Genomic DNA, 14,087 nt, shown 5'->3' with positions numbered 1-14,087 from the left:
ACGCTCCCCCGGCGGCGTCACTCGAAGTCCGCCCACGCCCCCAGGGCGAACCCGGTTCCCCGGCGTCGCACCTCCACCGCGCCGCCACCGCCGAAGTGCGCGGGCACCACCAACTCGTTGAGATCGGCGGCCTGTTCGAGGATCCGGCGGCGGCTGGCCGCGGCCTGCCCGGCGTCCATGCAGAAGCAGCTGTTCCAGGCGGGCTCCAGTATCTGCACCGGGCTGTGCAGGAGGTCCCCGACGAAGACCGCCCGGTCCCGTCCCGAGGCCAGCCGCAGGACGGAGGAGCCGGGGGTGTGGCCGGGAGCGGGCTCCAGCACGAGGTTCTCGTCGATGCGGTGGGAACCTTCCCAGAGAACGGCCTGGCCCGACCGGTGGAGGGGCGCGATGCTGTCCTCGTAGATCAGCCGGTCGTCCGCCCGCAGACCCCGGGCGTACCCGTTGTCGGGGCCGAAGTGGAAGTCGTCGGCCGCCGGGACGAGGTACCGGGCGTTGGGGAAGGCCGGGACCCACTCCCCCGCGGCGTCGACGGTGTTTCCGCCCACGTGATCGGCGTGGACGTGGGTGTTGACGACGAGGTCCACGTCCTGCGGCCGGACACCGGCGTGGGCCAGTGCGCCGAGGAAGTCGTCCTGTCGGTGGTGGAACGCGGGCGCGCCGGGTCGCTCGCGCATGCTTCCCACGCCGGTGTCGACCAGGATGGTCCGTCCGGCGCTGCGCAGGACCCAGGTCTGGAGCGCGACCGTCACGCGGTCGGTCCCCGGGTCCCAGTGGTCCGGGGACAGCCAGTCCGCGTTGTCCTTCCACACCTCGGTCCCGGAATCCGGGACGACGTCGAGGGCGGACGCGAAGGCCCCTTGCCATTCGACGACCCGGATGACCTCGACGTCGCCCAGTACGATGCCCTGCTCGCTGTCACTCTTCATGATCACGATCCTAGGGGGGTCCGGTGAGCCCCTCAATGCTCTTCCTGCTCATGTGAATACGCGAGGCTCTCACCGCTGACGCGCGGACTACGCTGACGTCATGGATGTGGTGAGCGATGCGATCTCGACCGTCCGCACGGGACGGCCCTCCTCCAACCGGGTCCGGGTGAGCGGTGGTTGGGCAACGCGTCTGGACCCGTACGAGGGCGCCGGCTTCCACGTCGTCCTGGAGGGCGCGTGCCTGCTGTTCCCGGAGGGCGGGGAACCGGTCCGGCTGGGGACGGGCGACGCGGTACTGCTGCCGCACGGCACGGGTCACCTGCTCGCCGACGTCCGGGCCGACGCCGCGAGCCTGGAGCGGGCGGTGCCCTTCGAGGACTGGCGGCCGGACGGCCCGGCGCACCACCCGGCGTCCGAGGCCGGGGCGGTGGAGTTGCTCTGCGGCAAGTACCGGTTGGACCGCAGCCGTGCCCACCCCCTCATGCGGGAGCTGCCGACCGTGGCGCACCTGCCGAACCGTGTGGGCCGTCATCCCGAACTCCGCTCCGCCATCGACTTGCTGGGGGGCGAGCTGGGGGGCCTGCGGCCGGGCGCGGGGATCGCCGTGCCCAGTCTGCTCGACCTGCTGTTCGTCTACATGATCCGCTCGTGGATGGCCGAGGACGGTACCGGCGTGTGGTCGGCGGTGCTCGGCGACCCGGTGACGGCCACCGCGCTGCGGGCCCTGCACGCGGACCCGGCCGCGCCGTGGACCAACGAGAGCCTGGCCGCCGAGGTCGGGGTCTCGCGCCCGACGCTGGCCCGCAGGTTCACCGCCCTGGTGGGGCGGCCTCCGATGGCCTACCTGACCTGGTGGCGGCTGACCGCCGCCGCGGCCCTGCTCCGCGACACCCCGGACCCGCTGGCGGCCATCGCACGCCGGGTGGGGTACGGGACTCCGTACGCCTTCTCGCACGCCTTCAACCGGGAGTTCGGCACGACTCCGGGCCGCTACCGGGAGCACGGCGCGGCGCCGGCGTGACGGCGCGGTCGGTCCGGTTCGGCCCGCTTCAGGTCGGGTCGGGTCGGGTGCGATCCCGCCGCCAGGACGGTACGGCGGGATCGTTCCCGGAGCCGGTTCGACCGCCCGTCGCTCAGATGGTCACGCAGATGCCGTCCTCGATGCTGCGCCCGTCGCGTTCGAGGCCGCCGCACACGAGGCTCGCACCGTCCTGCTCGTAGCCGACCTCCCACCGCCGGGAGGCGGCGTTCACCCGGCCGCTGTGGAAGTTGCCCCAGTAGGCGCGCAGGGTGCCGGACACCCCGTCCTTGGTCTGCACGGTGATGTCCTGCACGAACCGGTTGTGGTGGGCGGTGTGGACACAGATGTAGGTGCCGCACTGCGTATCGACCCGTCGGGCGGCAGCGGCGTCGGAAGGTGCGGCGGTCAGGAACGCGAGGGCGGCGGTCGCGGCGAACGTGCCGGCGATGCGGCGCAGGGTGGTGTTCACGAGGGCCTTCTCATGGTCGGAAACAGGGGAAAGCACGGGCACTCGGGGATGTCGCCCCGGGTGCCCGCGGGAAAGGTGATCACCCATGGGTCTAGTCCCCCGGTGCCCGCACACGACACGGCGCCACACCCGAACTCACCTGATCGAGTGGCGGAGTTCACTGCCGAAACGGCACTGCGCGGACGGGACACGGCACGGACATCGCGCGAACGGGGCCCGGGGGTGGGTCGGTGGCCGGGGCGGGTCAGCGGTCCGGGCAGCTCTTCCAGGAGAAGTGGTAGACGCTGTTGATGGTGCCGTCCGTGGAGTCGACCGCCATGTAGCTCGTCTTCGAGGTGTCGGTCCCGGCGGTGGTGCGCAGCTCGGTGTTGATGTTGAAGTTGCGCTGCGCGCCACAGGGCGCGAAGACGAGCGCCTCGATGTCCGTGGTGTCCGTCACCTGCCAGTTGTTGTTCAGCCGCCCCTGGAACGTGTGGGTGCGGGACGCGGTCTGGCTCATGCCCTGGAAGTAGTAGCTGGCCTTCTGGGTGCCGGTGGCTCCCTGCTCCAGGTTGCCGTAGCCGCGGTAGTCCACCTTGGACACCGCGTAGGTGAAGCCCTGGGGTACGTGCACGGTCAGGGCCAGCTGACAGTTCTTGCGGCCTTCCGTGACGGGGACTCCCCCGCCGGCCTGGGCCAGGTATTCGCTGTAGGCGACGGTGAACGCCGAGTTGTCCGGGGCCACGTCGACGGTCGCGGTACCGGGCTTGCAGCCCGATCCGTTGACCGAGGCGACGTCCACGGTGACGCGGTCGGTCGGCGCGGCGGGGGTGGCCCCGGCGCCCGGGGCGAGCGTGACGAGGGTGCCGGTCACGAGGGCTGCGGTGAGTGTGGTGCGCAGTGACTTGATCACGTTGCCATGGATAGCGCTCGGGACGACCGGGGGGCCGGAAGGGCACGCGGCCTCACCCGGTTGCACGGCGCGGCGCCCCGCAGAATCGTTAATCCGTGAGATATCGGCCACTCGATTGGTGCAGTGGCCCCTCCACGCGGCCCCCGCCCCCGGGAAACCCCGGGTGCCCCGCCCTCGGACGGTCGCCTCCGGATCCGAAACACCCGTGCGTCCGCCACGTCCCCCGCCTAGGCTGACGCGATGACCACCCGAACCTTCCGCATCACCGTCCGCGGCTCCTTCGTCCGGCTCACCGACGAGCAGCGCGCGACGCTGCTGGCCGCCGCCCCGGAGCACGACCTGCTGCGCGCGGGCTTCACCCCCGAGGGGCACCTCACGTACGAGATCACGGCGCGGGACTCCTACACGTTCCGCTTCCTGGAGTCGGGCGAGACCGAGGAGGACATCCACGACGCGACGGCACGCGCCGAGCTGGCCGCCGAGGCCTGGCTGTCCGAGCGCGGGTACGCCTTCAAGCACTTCAGGACCCATGCCCAGGACATGACCCTGGCCCCCTTGAGCAAGCGCCAGCGCCAGGCGGCCGCCGGGACGAGCACCGACTGACGGGCGGGAGCGCCCCCACCGGAATGCGCGTCCGGCCGCGAGCGGGTGGCGGCCTCCGGATCCCGGCCACCGCCCCGCCCGGGGAGCGGTGGCCGGGGTCCGGTCGTCGGGCCACCATGGAGGGGACCTGCTTCCGTACGGGGGACTCGGCCGGGGAGTGACCAGTGGCGCACACCGACGGACACACGGACGTACTGGTCGCGGGCGCGGGCCCGGTGGGTCTGACCGCGGCCGCGGAGCTGCGGCGGCGCGGGGTGGGATGTCGTCTCGTGGACCGGCTCCCGGCGAGGCTGCCGTACGCGAAGGCGGTCGGCATCCAGCCCCGCACCCTGGAACTCTGGGACCGGGCGGGCCTCGTCCGCGCCGTGCTGGAGGCGGCCGTCCCGATGCGCGGGCAGCTCACGTACGTCAACGGCGTCGAGCAGCCCCGCCTCGATCTGAAGCTGCCGCCCGAGGTGCCGTACGGGTTCGCCGCCCTCCCGCAGAACGAGACCGAGCGGATCCTCGAGGAGTTCCTCGACCGGTTCGGGACCGGCATCGAGCGGAGCAAGGAGTTGGTGTCGTTCACCCAGGACGCCGACGGGGTGACCAGTCGACTGGTGGACGTCGTGACCGGCGCCGAGGAAGAGGTCCGCTCCCGTTTCCTGGTGGGCTGCGACGGCGCGCACAGCGCCGTTCGCAAGGGGCTGGGGCTCGACTTCGCGGGGGGTGCGTTCCCCGCGGAGTACATGCTGGCGGACATCGAGGTCGACTGGGACCTGCCGTACGGCTACGGGGTGCGGGCCATGCACCGCGACGGCGGGGGCGTCGTGGACGACGTCCTGGTGTGCATCCCGCTCCCCGGGGTCCGCCGCTACCGCGTGTCGATGTCGGTCCCGGACGAGCTGTCGTCCGCGGCGGAGCGGACCGGGGACGGGATCGCGCACGGGCTGGACGGTGGCCGGGCCCCTGAACTCTCCCACATCCAGGCGGTGTTGGACCGCATGTCGCCGCGGCCTACCGTGGCCTCGACCATGCGCTGGTCGTCGGTGTTCCGCATCAGCCACCGGATCGCCGACCGGTACCGCCAGGGGCGGGTCTTCGTCGCCGGAGACGCCGCGCACATTCATCCGCCGACCGGCGCGCAGGGCATGAACACCGGGATCCAGGACGCGTGGAACCTGGCGTGGAAGCTCGCCCTGGCCGTCGGGGGCGCCGCCCCTCCGCTGCTGTTGGACAGTTACGACGCGGAGCGGCGCCCGATCGGCGAGGAGGTCGTCGGCCGGACGGTGCGGCACGCCGCCGAGGGTGTGCAGGCCGATCCGGGCGACCCGGCGACGGTGATGATGCGCGAGGCCCAACTCCTCGTCGGCTACCGCGGCAGCCCGATCGTGGGACGAGCGGAGGCCGACGGGACGGACGGTCCGCAGCCCGGTGACCGGGCTCCGGACTGCGGCGGCCTCACCACACCCATCGCCGCCCACCCGTTGCGTCTGTACGACCTGCTGAGGGATCGGGACCACGTGTGCGTGCTGTACCTGACGGGCCCGGACACCGACGCGATGACCGAACTCGCCACCCTCGCCGGGGACTTCCCGGCGGGTGGGGCGGATGTCTGTGCCGTGGTCGCGGACGGCGTCCCGGCCGACGGCGCCCCCGTGCCGGTCTACCGCGACGACCGGGATGAGTTCGCCCGGCTCTACGCGGCGCGCGGGTCGACGCTGTTCGTGGTGCGGCCGGACGGCTACCTGGGGGCCCGCATCGCCCTGCCGGCCGGGAAGGCGCTGGTCAGCCACCTTGAGGGGGTCCTCGGGACCTGAGGGTGGGCCCGTGTGGGAGGGCAGCCCGGCGTCCTGCACAATCAGGGCTCCGGTACGAGCCTTCGGGGGGAAACAGCACATGCACGGGGTGGGGAACAACAACCGGGTCGGTCGCGCGACGGCCGTCGTGATGGGGGCGGCCCTGCTGTTCGGGAGCGCCGCGTGCGGTGGATCCGGCGAGACGGACGAGAACGGGACGGACCGGAAGGCGAAGGCCGCCGCCTCGGGTGCCACCCCGCGGGCGACCGGCGACACGCGGCCCGCGGCGGGCGCCGCCACCGCGACCGCGGCGAGCGGCACCCCGAGCCCGGCCGGTACCTCCGGACCGGAAGCGGAGCGCCTGGGCCGCCTGGTGCTGGCGTCGGGAGAGAAGGCCGGTCCGTACGAGAGCGGCCCGGCACTGCTCGACGAGCCCTTCGACGAGATCTATGACGCCGCTCCGGCGGTCTGCCAACCCCTCACGGGCCTGGGCCGGGCGGGCCACACGGCGCAGGCCTACGCGCCGGTCAGCGTCCCGGACGAGGTGTTCGGGGTCGACACCGACGTGCTGTTGCGCTCGTACAAGGACGCGGGCGCGGCCGGTTCGGTCATGAAGTCGCTGGCCGACGCGGGCAAGCGGTGCGCGGCCGGGTACACGGAGGAGCGCACCCTGGTCGACGCGAAGGTGCTCCGGGTGGAGCCCGTGCCGGCGCCGAAGCTGGGAGACGAGGCGCTGGCCTACCGGATCGTGGTGCAGGACGTGAAGGACAAGGGCGCCTCGCTGTACACGTATCTGACGCTGGTGCGGTCCGACGCGGTCACCCTGTCCTTCCGTTCCGACATGCTCGGCGTGGACGACTTCGGCGGGGTGCCCGGGGAGATCGTCACCGCCCAGTGGGAGAAGTTCTCCCGGGGCGCGGCCGCGCGGTAGCGGCCGACGTGTGGGGCGGGGTCCCCGGGCTCTTGTCACCGACGGGTGGGAGGATCGGGGCATGACCGCGCACCACGCAACACCCGCACAGCCCTGGGGCGACCCGACCGCCGGCCCCGTACCCGAGGGGCTCGTCGCGGCGAAGTCCCTCGTCTACGACCCTTGCGGGTTCGACTGCCCGGCGCCCGTCGCCGAGGAGGAGAGCGCGGACTACGGGGCGTACGCGCTGTCCGTGAACGGTCGTCCGGTCAGGTTCCGGGTCGCCAGGACGACACCGACCAAGGTGGGCCAGTTCGTCACGGTGTGGCAGCGGTCCCCGGAGGGCCCGATCCGGCCGTTCGACACGGGCGACGGCGTCGGCCTGTTCGTCATCGACTGCCGGGACGGGGCGGACCACGGGCAGTTCGTCTTCCCGTCCGCCGTGCTCTGCGCGCGGGACGTCGTGTCCCGGGACGGCGTCGGCGGGAAGCGGGGCTTTCGCGTCTATCCGCCGTGGGCGTCGCCGACCGCTCGACAGGCCGAACGCACCCGGTCCTGGCAGCTGGAGCACTTCCTCGCGCTGCCCGGGGACGGGTCCGTGGACCTGGAACGGGCGCGGGCGCTCTACCGCGCCTGAACGAGGACGGCGGCCTTGTCGGGGGCCCGGGAGGCCGGTGCCCGGGGTGCCTCTTCCACCGGGGCGCACCGGTCGCTTCGGCCGGCGGTCGCCCCGGTCGACACGGGGGGCCGACGGCGGGACGATGGAGACATCTCGTGAGATCACCCGGGTCGGCGCCGGTGAGGTGCAGGCCGTGCGAGGGTGCGGGTCGGGGCCAGGATCCCGCTCGAAGGGTTCCGCTCGGCGGGCCCGCCTCTCCGGGCTCGGCGACATTCGGCTGCCGGGCTGCCCGTGATCTCCTCGACGAGAGGAGAAACGATGAATCGGCGTATGCGAATGGCCGTGGTCGCCCCGGTGGGGGTGTCCTTGCTGGCGTTGGGGTCGGCGGCGCTGGTGGCCGCCCCGGCGCAGGCGGCGGTGCCTTCCGCCACCTGTACCGTGACGGCCAACACCGTCGATGCCAAGCGGGTGGACGTCAAGGGAAACGGGTTCAAACCGGCCGTCGACGTCCTCGTGTTGTCCAAGAGCGGCAACCAGCAGGTTCGGACCAGCGCGGACGGCACGTTCAAGCTGGTCGGCCAGAAGGCCGGCAGCTCGTTCTCCGTGAAGGAAGGGAGCAAGGGTAGGACCCAGTGCGGCACCGTCAAGCAGGCCGAACAGAAGGACACCCAGGACCAGTTCCGCAAGGGCTTCAAGCAGGGCTTCGAGGACACGAAGGAACTGTGCAAGAAGCCGAACGCGAACAAGAACCTCCAGGCTGTCGACCCGAACTTCGAGAAGGGCTTCAACGCGGGCGTGACGGCCGCGCTGAATTCGAAGTTCTGCAAGTAGCGGCGACGCTCCGCACCTAGTGGAGTCCGGGGCATCAGCGCCCCCGCGCCGTGCCCGGCGATCCGGGACCGCGGTCCCGACGGCCGGACACCCACCCCTCCTGCGACGCCTCCTCGGCACCGCCCCGTACGACCGGAATTCGCCGGGAGCGCCCTCGCGCTCCCGGCGGTACGGGTTAGCCTGCTGCCCGGCGAGGCAACCGCCCGCGGTCACGCATGAGGGAGCGTACGTGCCCGAACAGCATCGCGTTCCCGTCAACCGACCGACCCTGGAGGTCGTGGCCGCGCGAGCGGGGGTGTCCAGAGCCACCGCGTCACGCGTCGTCAACGGCGGGGACGGCGTCCGCTCGCACCTGGTGGACCGGGTCCGCAAGGCCGTCCTGGAACTGGGCTACGTCCCCAACCCGGCGGCGCGCACCCTGGTCACGCGGCGGACCGGAGCGGTGGCCGTGATCATCGCTGAACCCGAGGTCCGGATCTTCTCCGACCCCTTCTTCTCCCGCCAGGTGCGCGGGATCAGCAAGGAACTCACCGAGCAGGACCAGCAGTTGGTCCTGCTCCTGGTCGAGGATCGCGGGGACTACGACCGGATCGAGCGGTACCTGGCCGGTGGGCACGTCGACGGCGCCCTGGCCTTCTCCCTGCACACCGACGACCCGCTCCCCGAGATCACCCGACGCATCGGCATGCCCACGGTCTACGGTGGCCGGCCGGGCTGGACGGCCGGATCCGGGGACCTCGGCGTGGTGTACGTCGACGCCGACAACCGCGGGGGCGCGCGGGAGGCCGTACGCCACCTGCTCACCCAGGGACGGCGCCACATCGCGCACATCGCGGGCCCCCTGGACCAGACCTCGGCGGCCGACCGGCTCGACGGCTATCGGGACGTACTGCGCGACGCCGATCCCGCGCTGACCGCCGAGGGGGACTTCACCTCGGCGGGCGGGGCCCGTGCGATGCGGCAGCTGTTGGACCGCCGTCCGGCGCTCGACGCGGTGTTCGCGGCGAACGACCTGATGGCCACGGGGGCCCTCGCCGTGCTGCGCGAGCACGGCCGGTCGGTCCCCGGCGACGTGGCGCTCGTGGGCTTCGACGACACCGAACTGGTGGCGGAGGCGGCCGATCCGCCGCTGACCACGGTGCGCCAGGACGTGGAGGGGATGGGGCGGCTGATGGCCCGTCTGTTGCTGGACACCCTGCACCGGGCCGAGACGGCTCCCCGACCACCCCGCCCGGTGATCACCCCGACGGTCCTCGTGCGCCGCGCCTCGGCCTGAGACGTCGGAAGGCCGTCAACGGAGCACCGAAGAGGCGTACTCGGTCACCGGGCCGGAGTCGAGGGGTGCTCCGGTGTCCAAGGGGTCGAGGGGGTGGCGTACCCGGCCTGGGCCCGGCCCGAGGCGGCCGACAGCGTCAGGGTGCCGGGGGCGGCCGGATCGCGCAGGGCCCCGTCCACCTCGCAGCGGCCCGCGCCCGCCTCGCAGTCGACCCGGAAGCGGGTGGCGGTCGGGAAGGTGAGGTCCAGCCGGCCGGAGCCGGCGCGGGCGGTCACCTGCCCCGGCGGGGTCAGGAAGGCGGCCGCGGCGCGGCCGGAGCCCACCCGGAGCTCGGCCTGGGGGGAGGTGAGGGCGGTGGCGTCCAGCTGCCCGGATCCGACGCGGGCGCGCACCGGGCCGCGCAGCCCGGTGAGGTGGAGGGTGCCGGAGTCGACGTCCGCGTCCACGGCGCCGCCCAGGCCGCCGATGTCCACCCGGCCGGAGCCCGCGGTCACCTTGATCGGGATGTCGGCGGGTACGGTCACGAACAGCCGCACGGAGCAGCGGAGACCGGGAAGGCCCGAGTCGCCGGCGCCGCCGGGACAGTGCGGGGTGAGCCGCAGGGTGTCCCCGAGCCGGCTCTCCTCGATGGTGGGCCTTCGGAACGACCAGCCGAGGTCCGCCCGGTAGGAGACCTGCCGGTCCGCGCGCGGGGTGACGGTGACGTCGGAGCCGCCCGCCACGATCTCCAGCGCGGTCACCGGTCGGCCGTCGTCGCCCCCGGCGACGCTCCCCTGCCGGGTGTTTCCGTACGTCCACGCCTGCCAGGCGGCGGGAATCACCACGAGCACGGCGCCGAGCCACGCGGCGGCGAGCCATGCCGTGCGCCGGCCCGCCCGCGGCGGGGCCGTCCCCCTCGCGGCGGTCCCGGTCGCGGCGGTCCCGGTCACGACGCGCCGTCCAGGAAGCGCAGGACGGCGAGGACCCGGCGGTGGGCGCCGTCGGCCGGCGGCAGGTCGAGCTTGGCGAAGATGTTGTTGATGTGTTTGGCCACCGCGCTCTCGCTCACCACGAGTTCGGCGGCGATCCCGGCGTTGGACTTCCCCTCCGCCATCAGGGCCAGTACGTCCCGTTCGCGGGGGGTGAGTCGCTCCAGCGGGTCCTTGCCGCCGCCGCGGCGGAGCAGGAGTTGGGCGACGACCTGCGGGTCGAGTGCCGTGCCGCCCGCCGCGACCCGGCGCAGTGCGGCGACGAACTCCTCGACGTCGGCGACGCGTTGTTTGAGGAGGTAGCCGAGGCCCGCACCGCCCTGGGTGGTCAGCAGTTCGGCCGCGTAGCGTTCCTCGACGTACTGGGAGAGGAGCAGCACGGCCGTGTCGGGGTGTCGGCGGCGGATCACGAGGGCGGCCCGGACGCCTTCGTCGGTGAAGTCGGGCGGCATCCGCACGTCGACCAGGGCGAGGTCCGGCTTGTGTTCCTCGACCGCCGCGAGCAGGGCCTCGCCGTCGTCGACCTCGGCCGCGACCTCGAATCCGGCCATGTCGAGGAGTTTGACGAGTCCTATGCGAAGGAGAACGGAGTCCTCGGCGATCACAGCACGCACGGCAGCTCCACGGTGACGACGGTCGGGCCCCCGAGAGGGCTTTCGATCATGATGGTTCCCTCGACGGACCCTATGCGTTTGCGCAGTCCGGTCAGGCCGGTCCCGCCCGCCGGGTCGGCGCCGCCCACACCGTCGTCGGTGACGACGACGCGCAGCAGGTCCCCCCGTCGCCCCGGGATCCGGCCGATCCACACGGAACAGCGGGTGGCGCGGGCGTGCTTGGCCACATTGGCGAGCGCCTCCGACACCACGAAGTAGGCGACGGCCTCGATGGTCGAGCCGGGGCGCACGGCGATGTCCACCGACAGTTCGACGGGGAGCGGGGCTCGGGCCGCGATCCCGGAGAGCGCGGCGTCGAGCCCGCGGTCCTCCAGGACGGCCGGGTGCAGGCCCCGTACCAGGTTGTTGAGTTCCTCGATGGCTTCCTTCGCCTCGCGGTGCGCCTCGTCGATGACGGCCCTGACCTCGGGCGGCAGGTCGGTCAGGGTGGCGCGGGCGATGCCGAGGTTCATGGCGAGGGACACCAGGCGCTGTTGGGCTCCGTCGTGCAGGTCCCTTTCGATGCGCCGACGTTCGAGGTCGGCGGCGTCCAGGACGCCCGCCCGGCTCTCGGCCAGGTCCTCGACCCGGCGCAGCAACTCCCCCGCCCGGCTGGGCCCGAGCAGGGCGGCGCCCGCGAGCGTGTCCAGTCGGGTGAGGAGCGCCGCCCACCACGGGGCGGCGAGCAGCAGCAGGGCGCCCGCGACCGTGAGGGTGTCGTACGAACGCGTCACGCCCTGCCCGAACTCCGGGTCGTCGGTGGGCAGCATCCAGGACCAGGCGTACACGGAGGTGCCGGCGAGGCCGCCGATCCAGAGGAGGACCAGTACGGCTCCCCCGAGGGCCGCGGCCGGGCTGACCAACAGGTGGTAGCCGTACTGGCGCCAGGTCGACTCGGCGGTCAGCCGTTCGGCCAGGCCGCGCACCGTGCGCCAGGGGTGTGCGCGGGCGACCTCCGGCACGTCGCGGTCCAACAGCGCCCGGAAGCGGCTGCGTTGGAGCCGGGTGAGGAGGGGACCGCAGGCGAGGGCGAGGAGGAGCGGGACGGGGCTGCGGGGCCACACCCACAGGAAGACCACGCCGAGCAGGACGGGCAGGGCGGGTGGGATCGCGGCCGCGCAGAAGGCGGTGTTGCCCCGGGCCCACGCCGACCACGGGGTGTGCGCGGCGATCCAGGTGTACGTACGCCTCAACGCACCGCGAAATGCCATGCGTCGTACGTTAATCGCACGTCAGGGGGTGTTCGACCACCCTGGCGCCCGCCCCGGGGTGTACCTGGCACCACCCCCGGTTCGGACGGTGGAGCTACTGATCTTCCGCGCCCCGGGCACGAGAGTCGTGGAGTGCCCGGCGGACGGACCGTCGGGTCGGAAGGAGTTCCGCACCCATGGCCCTCGTCTCCCCGCAGCGCGTCGCGCACCGACCCCCGACCCGACGGGCGGCGGCCGGTCGGCTCCGCCGGTCCGACGTCCGCGTCCCGCGCCTCTCGACGGTGCTCTCGGGCGCCGGGCTGGCGCTGGTCCCGTGGATGGTGGTGCTGGCGAAGACGGTGCCGCACACGACCGAGGTGTCGTACTGGTCCACCGCGTGGATCGGTCTGGACGCGATGCTGGTGGCCGGCCTGGCCGGTACGGGTGCGCTGCTGCGCAGGGGCGACCCCCGGGTGTCGGCGGTGGCGGGGGCGACGGCGGCCCTGTTGGTGATGGACGCGTGGTTCGACGTCACCACCTCGGCCGGCACGAGCGGCCAGGGGATGGCGCTGGCGCTCGCCGCGGTGGCGGAACTGCCGCTGGCCGCGGTCTGCGCGGTCGTGGCGGTTCGGCGGCCGGCGTGAGTGGGGACGTGTGTGGGGGCGTCGCGCGTGGGAACGTGTCGGCGTCGCGCGTGGGGACGTGCGTGGGCGTCGTGTGTGGGCGCCATGCAGCGGGGTGTGGGTGCACACGCCTGCGGCGCCCCTCGGGAGGGGCGCCGTGAACGGTGGGGCGGCGCGTGCGGCGCCACCGGTCGGGCTATTCGACGACGAGCTCGACGGGGATGTTGCCGCGGGTGGCCTTGGAGTAGGGGCAGACCTGGTGGGCCTGCTCGACCAGCTGGGCGCCGGTGGCGCCGGCGAGGGACTCGGGGAGTTCGACGCGCAGGGTGACGGCGAGTGCGAAGCCGCCGTCGGTGTCCTTGCCGATGGAGGTCTCCGCGGTCACGGACACCTCACTGGTGTCGACCTTGGCCTGGCGGCCGACGAGGCCGAGCGCGCTGGCGAAGCAGGCGGCGTAGCCGGCGGCGAAGAGCTGCTCGGGGTTGGTGCCCTGGCCGTTGCCACCGAGCGCCGGGGGCATGGCCAGCGCGAGGTCGATCTGGCCGTCGGAGCTGACGGCGCGGCCCTCGCGGCCGTTGGCGGTGGCGACAGCGGTGTACAGCGCGTCCATCGGGGGTCCTCTCGGAGGGGTGGATCGGTGCGGCCGTTGTCCGACCGCTCCATCAATAAAGCACACACTTGAGTTGTGTGCAAATTGGTTGTGCACAACTGAATCGCTGGCAAGGGTTCCCGGGTACACTGGCCGACATGACCGAGCAGCAGCCTGAGACCCTCACCGAGCCGGACTTCCTCCGCCTGGACGGGCAGATCTGCTTCGCGCTCAACGCCGCGAGCCGCGCGTTCGGCGGCCTGTACCGGGTCGTCCTGAAGGACCTGGGCCTGACGTACCCGCAGTACCTGGTGATGCTCGTCCTCTGGGAACACGGCACGACGCCCGTCAAGCAGCTCGGGGAACACCTGCGGCTCGACTCCGGCACCCTGTCGCCGCTGCTCAAGCGGCTGGAGGCGGCCGGCCTGATCCGACGCGAGCGGAGCACCGAGGACGAGCGCTCCGTACACGCGGTACTCACCGACGAGGGCGCCGAGCTGCGCGCCCGGGCGGTGGCGGTACCCCGCCGGATCGCCGCCGCCACCGGGTTCGAGCTCGGCGAGATCCGCGACCTCCAGGCGCGACTGAGCCGACTGACCGAGGCCCTCGACACCGCGGCCGCGCACGGCGCGATCACCGACGGCGCGGACCCGGGGGCCGGGGGCGGCATGGACACCGCGAACGGCGAAGTCGACGGAAACACCGCCGCCCCGGGCGCGTGAGCTCCCGGGGCGGCGGT

Annotated in this window: 16 protein-coding genes; 9 read left to right on the top strand and 7 right to left on the bottom strand. The window is 73.0% G+C overall.

The features are described from left to right. Window positions 1–17: 17 nt before the first annotated feature. A complete protein-coding gene (locus OG906_RS30895) occupies window positions 18–926 on the bottom strand; it encodes an MBL fold metallo-hydrolase (protein WP_329447354.1) in 909 nt (302 codons plus the stop codon). A 100-nt stretch (window positions 927–1,026) separates the two neighbouring features. On the opposite strand from OG906_RS30895, the gene OG906_RS30890 reads away from it, so the two are divergent. After that, a complete protein-coding gene (locus OG906_RS30890; protein WP_329447353.1) occupies window positions 1,027–1,947 on the top strand; it encodes an AraC family transcriptional regulator in 921 nt (306 codons plus the stop codon). 112 nt (window positions 1,948–2,059) lie between these two features. On the opposite strand, the gene OG906_RS30885 is transcribed toward OG906_RS30890, so the two are convergent. Both OG906_RS30885 and OG906_RS30880 read right to left on the bottom strand, forming a co-directional pair. After that, window positions 2,060–2,416 carry a hypothetical protein gene (locus OG906_RS30885; RefSeq protein ID WP_329447352.1) on the bottom strand — a complete coding sequence of 119 codons (357 nt, stop codon included), beginning with the start codon at window positions 2,414–2,416 and terminating at the stop codon, window positions 2,060–2,062. A 244-nt stretch (window positions 2,417–2,660) separates the two neighbouring features. Next, the gene (locus tag OG906_RS30880) at window positions 2,661–3,308 is read right to left on the bottom strand and encodes a DUF4360 domain-containing protein (protein WP_443067424.1); all 648 of its coding nucleotides are present in this window, start codon (window positions 3,306–3,308) and stop codon (window positions 2,661–2,663) included. Window positions 3,309–3,548: 240 nt separating this feature from the next. On the opposite strand from OG906_RS30880, the gene OG906_RS30875 reads away from it, so the two are divergent. From OG906_RS30875 to OG906_RS30850, 6 genes are all read left to right on the top strand, one after another. Beyond that, the gene (locus OG906_RS30875) at window positions 3,549–3,911 is read left to right on the top strand and encodes a DUF6204 family protein (RefSeq protein ID WP_329447351.1); all 363 of its coding nucleotides are present in this window, start codon (window positions 3,549–3,551) and stop codon (window positions 3,909–3,911) included. 164 nt (window positions 3,912–4,075) lie between these two features. Continuing rightward, a complete protein-coding gene (locus OG906_RS30870; protein WP_329447350.1) occupies window positions 4,076–5,710 on the top strand; it encodes an FAD-dependent monooxygenase in 1,635 nt (544 codons plus the stop codon). Between the two features lie 79 nt (window positions 5,711–5,789). Then, a complete protein-coding gene (locus tag OG906_RS30865; protein WP_329447349.1) occupies window positions 5,790–6,620 on the top strand; it encodes a hypothetical protein in 831 nt (276 codons plus the stop codon). Between the two features lie 61 nt (window positions 6,621–6,681). Next, window positions 6,682–7,236: a MepB family protein gene (locus tag OG906_RS30860; protein ID WP_329447348.1), complete on the top strand. Its 555-nt coding sequence runs from the start codon at window positions 6,682–6,684 to the stop codon at window positions 7,234–7,236. Window positions 7,237–7,536: 300 nt separating this feature from the next. Then, window positions 7,537–8,049, top strand: a complete 513-nt coding sequence (locus OG906_RS30855) for a hypothetical protein (RefSeq protein WP_329447347.1) — start codon at window positions 7,537–7,539, stop codon at window positions 8,047–8,049. Between the two features lie 229 nt (window positions 8,050–8,278). Beyond that, on the top strand, window positions 8,279–9,325 hold the full coding sequence (locus tag OG906_RS30850) for a LacI family DNA-binding transcriptional regulator (protein WP_267798261.1): 1,047 nt from the start codon (window positions 8,279–8,281) through the stop codon (window positions 9,323–9,325). Between the two features lie 44 nt (window positions 9,326–9,369). Here OG906_RS30850 and OG906_RS30845 read toward each other — a convergent pair whose 3' ends face one another. Genes OG906_RS30845 through OG906_RS30835 form a run of 3 tightly spaced genes read right to left on the bottom strand, consistent with a single transcriptional unit; the run spans window position 9,370 to window position 12,157 of the window. Beyond that, on the bottom strand, window positions 9,370–10,254 hold the full coding sequence (locus tag OG906_RS30845; RefSeq protein WP_329447346.1) for a hypothetical protein: 885 nt from the start codon (window positions 10,252–10,254) through the stop codon (window positions 9,370–9,372). Continuing rightward, a complete protein-coding gene (locus OG906_RS30840; RefSeq protein ID WP_267798259.1) occupies window positions 10,251–10,907 on the bottom strand; it encodes a response regulator in 657 nt (218 codons plus the stop codon). Before OG906_RS30840 ends, OG906_RS30845 begins: the two co-directional genes overlap by 4 nt. Continuing rightward, a complete protein-coding gene (locus tag OG906_RS30835) occupies window positions 10,895–12,157 on the bottom strand; it encodes a sensor histidine kinase (protein WP_329447345.1) in 1,263 nt (420 codons plus the stop codon). Before OG906_RS30835 ends, OG906_RS30840 begins: the two co-directional genes overlap by 13 nt. A gap of 176 nt (window positions 12,158–12,333) precedes the next feature. Between OG906_RS30835 and OG906_RS30830 the strand changes: the two genes are divergently transcribed. Continuing rightward, window positions 12,334–12,780 (top strand): hypothetical protein, encoded by a 447-nt coding sequence (locus OG906_RS30830; RefSeq protein WP_329447344.1) that lies wholly within the window; start codon window positions 12,334–12,336, stop codon window positions 12,778–12,780. 175 nt (window positions 12,781–12,955) lie between these two features. On the opposite strand, the gene OG906_RS30825 is transcribed toward OG906_RS30830, so the two are convergent. Continuing rightward, a complete protein-coding gene (locus OG906_RS30825; protein WP_267798256.1) occupies window positions 12,956–13,369 on the bottom strand; it encodes an organic hydroperoxide resistance protein in 414 nt (137 codons plus the stop codon). 137 nt (window positions 13,370–13,506) lie between these two features. On the opposite strand from OG906_RS30825, the gene OG906_RS30820 reads away from it, so the two are divergent. Next, window positions 13,507–14,070, top strand: coding sequence for a MarR family winged helix-turn-helix transcriptional regulator (locus OG906_RS30820; protein WP_329447343.1), 564 nt, complete (start codon window positions 13,507–13,509; stop codon window positions 14,068–14,070). The last annotated feature ends 17 nt before the right edge of the window (window positions 14,071–14,087 follow it).

Source organism: Streptomyces sp. NBC_01426 (assembly GCF_036231985.1).
Classification (GTDB): domain Bacteria; phylum Actinomycetota; class Actinomycetes; order Streptomycetales; family Streptomycetaceae; genus Streptomyces.
The sequence above is the reverse complement of the archived record's forward strand: the minus strand, read 5'-3'. Positions and strand labels throughout refer to the sequence as shown.

What these genes read in the sequence shown, in the direction of transcription:
- OG906_RS30855 (WP_329447347.1), top strand. Translation starts at nt 7,537, where the DNA reads ATGAATCGGCGTATGCGAATGGCCGTGGTCGCCCCGGTGGGGGTGTCC.
- OG906_RS30830 (WP_329447344.1), top strand. Translation starts at nt 12,334, where the DNA reads ATGGCCCTCGTCTCCCCGCAGCGCGTCGCGCACCGACCCCCGACCCGA.
- OG906_RS30825 (WP_267798256.1), bottom strand. Translation starts at nt 13,369, where the DNA reads ATGGACGCGCTGTACACCGCTGTCGCCACCGCCAACGGCCGCGAGGGC.
- OG906_RS30860 (WP_329447348.1), top strand. Translation starts at nt 6,682, where the DNA reads ATGACCGCGCACCACGCAACACCCGCACAGCCCTGGGGCGACCCGACC.
- OG906_RS30865 (WP_329447349.1), top strand. Translation starts at nt 5,790, where the DNA reads ATGCACGGGGTGGGGAACAACAACCGGGTCGGTCGCGCGACGGCCGTC.
- OG906_RS30820 (WP_329447343.1), top strand. Translation starts at nt 13,507, where the DNA reads ATGACCGAGCAGCAGCCTGAGACCCTCACCGAGCCGGACTTCCTCCGC.
- OG906_RS30895 (WP_329447354.1), bottom strand. Translation starts at nt 926, where the DNA reads ATGAAGAGTGACAGCGAGCAGGGCATCGTACTGGGCGACGTCGAGGTC.
- OG906_RS30890 (WP_329447353.1), top strand. Translation starts at nt 1,027, where the DNA reads ATGGATGTGGTGAGCGATGCGATCTCGACCGTCCGCACGGGACGGCCC.
- OG906_RS30875 (WP_329447351.1), top strand. Translation starts at nt 3,549, where the DNA reads ATGACCACCCGAACCTTCCGCATCACCGTCCGCGGCTCCTTCGTCCGG.
- OG906_RS30835 (WP_329447345.1), bottom strand. Translation starts at nt 12,157, where the DNA reads ATGGCATTTCGCGGTGCGTTGAGGCGTACGTACACCTGGATCGCCGCG.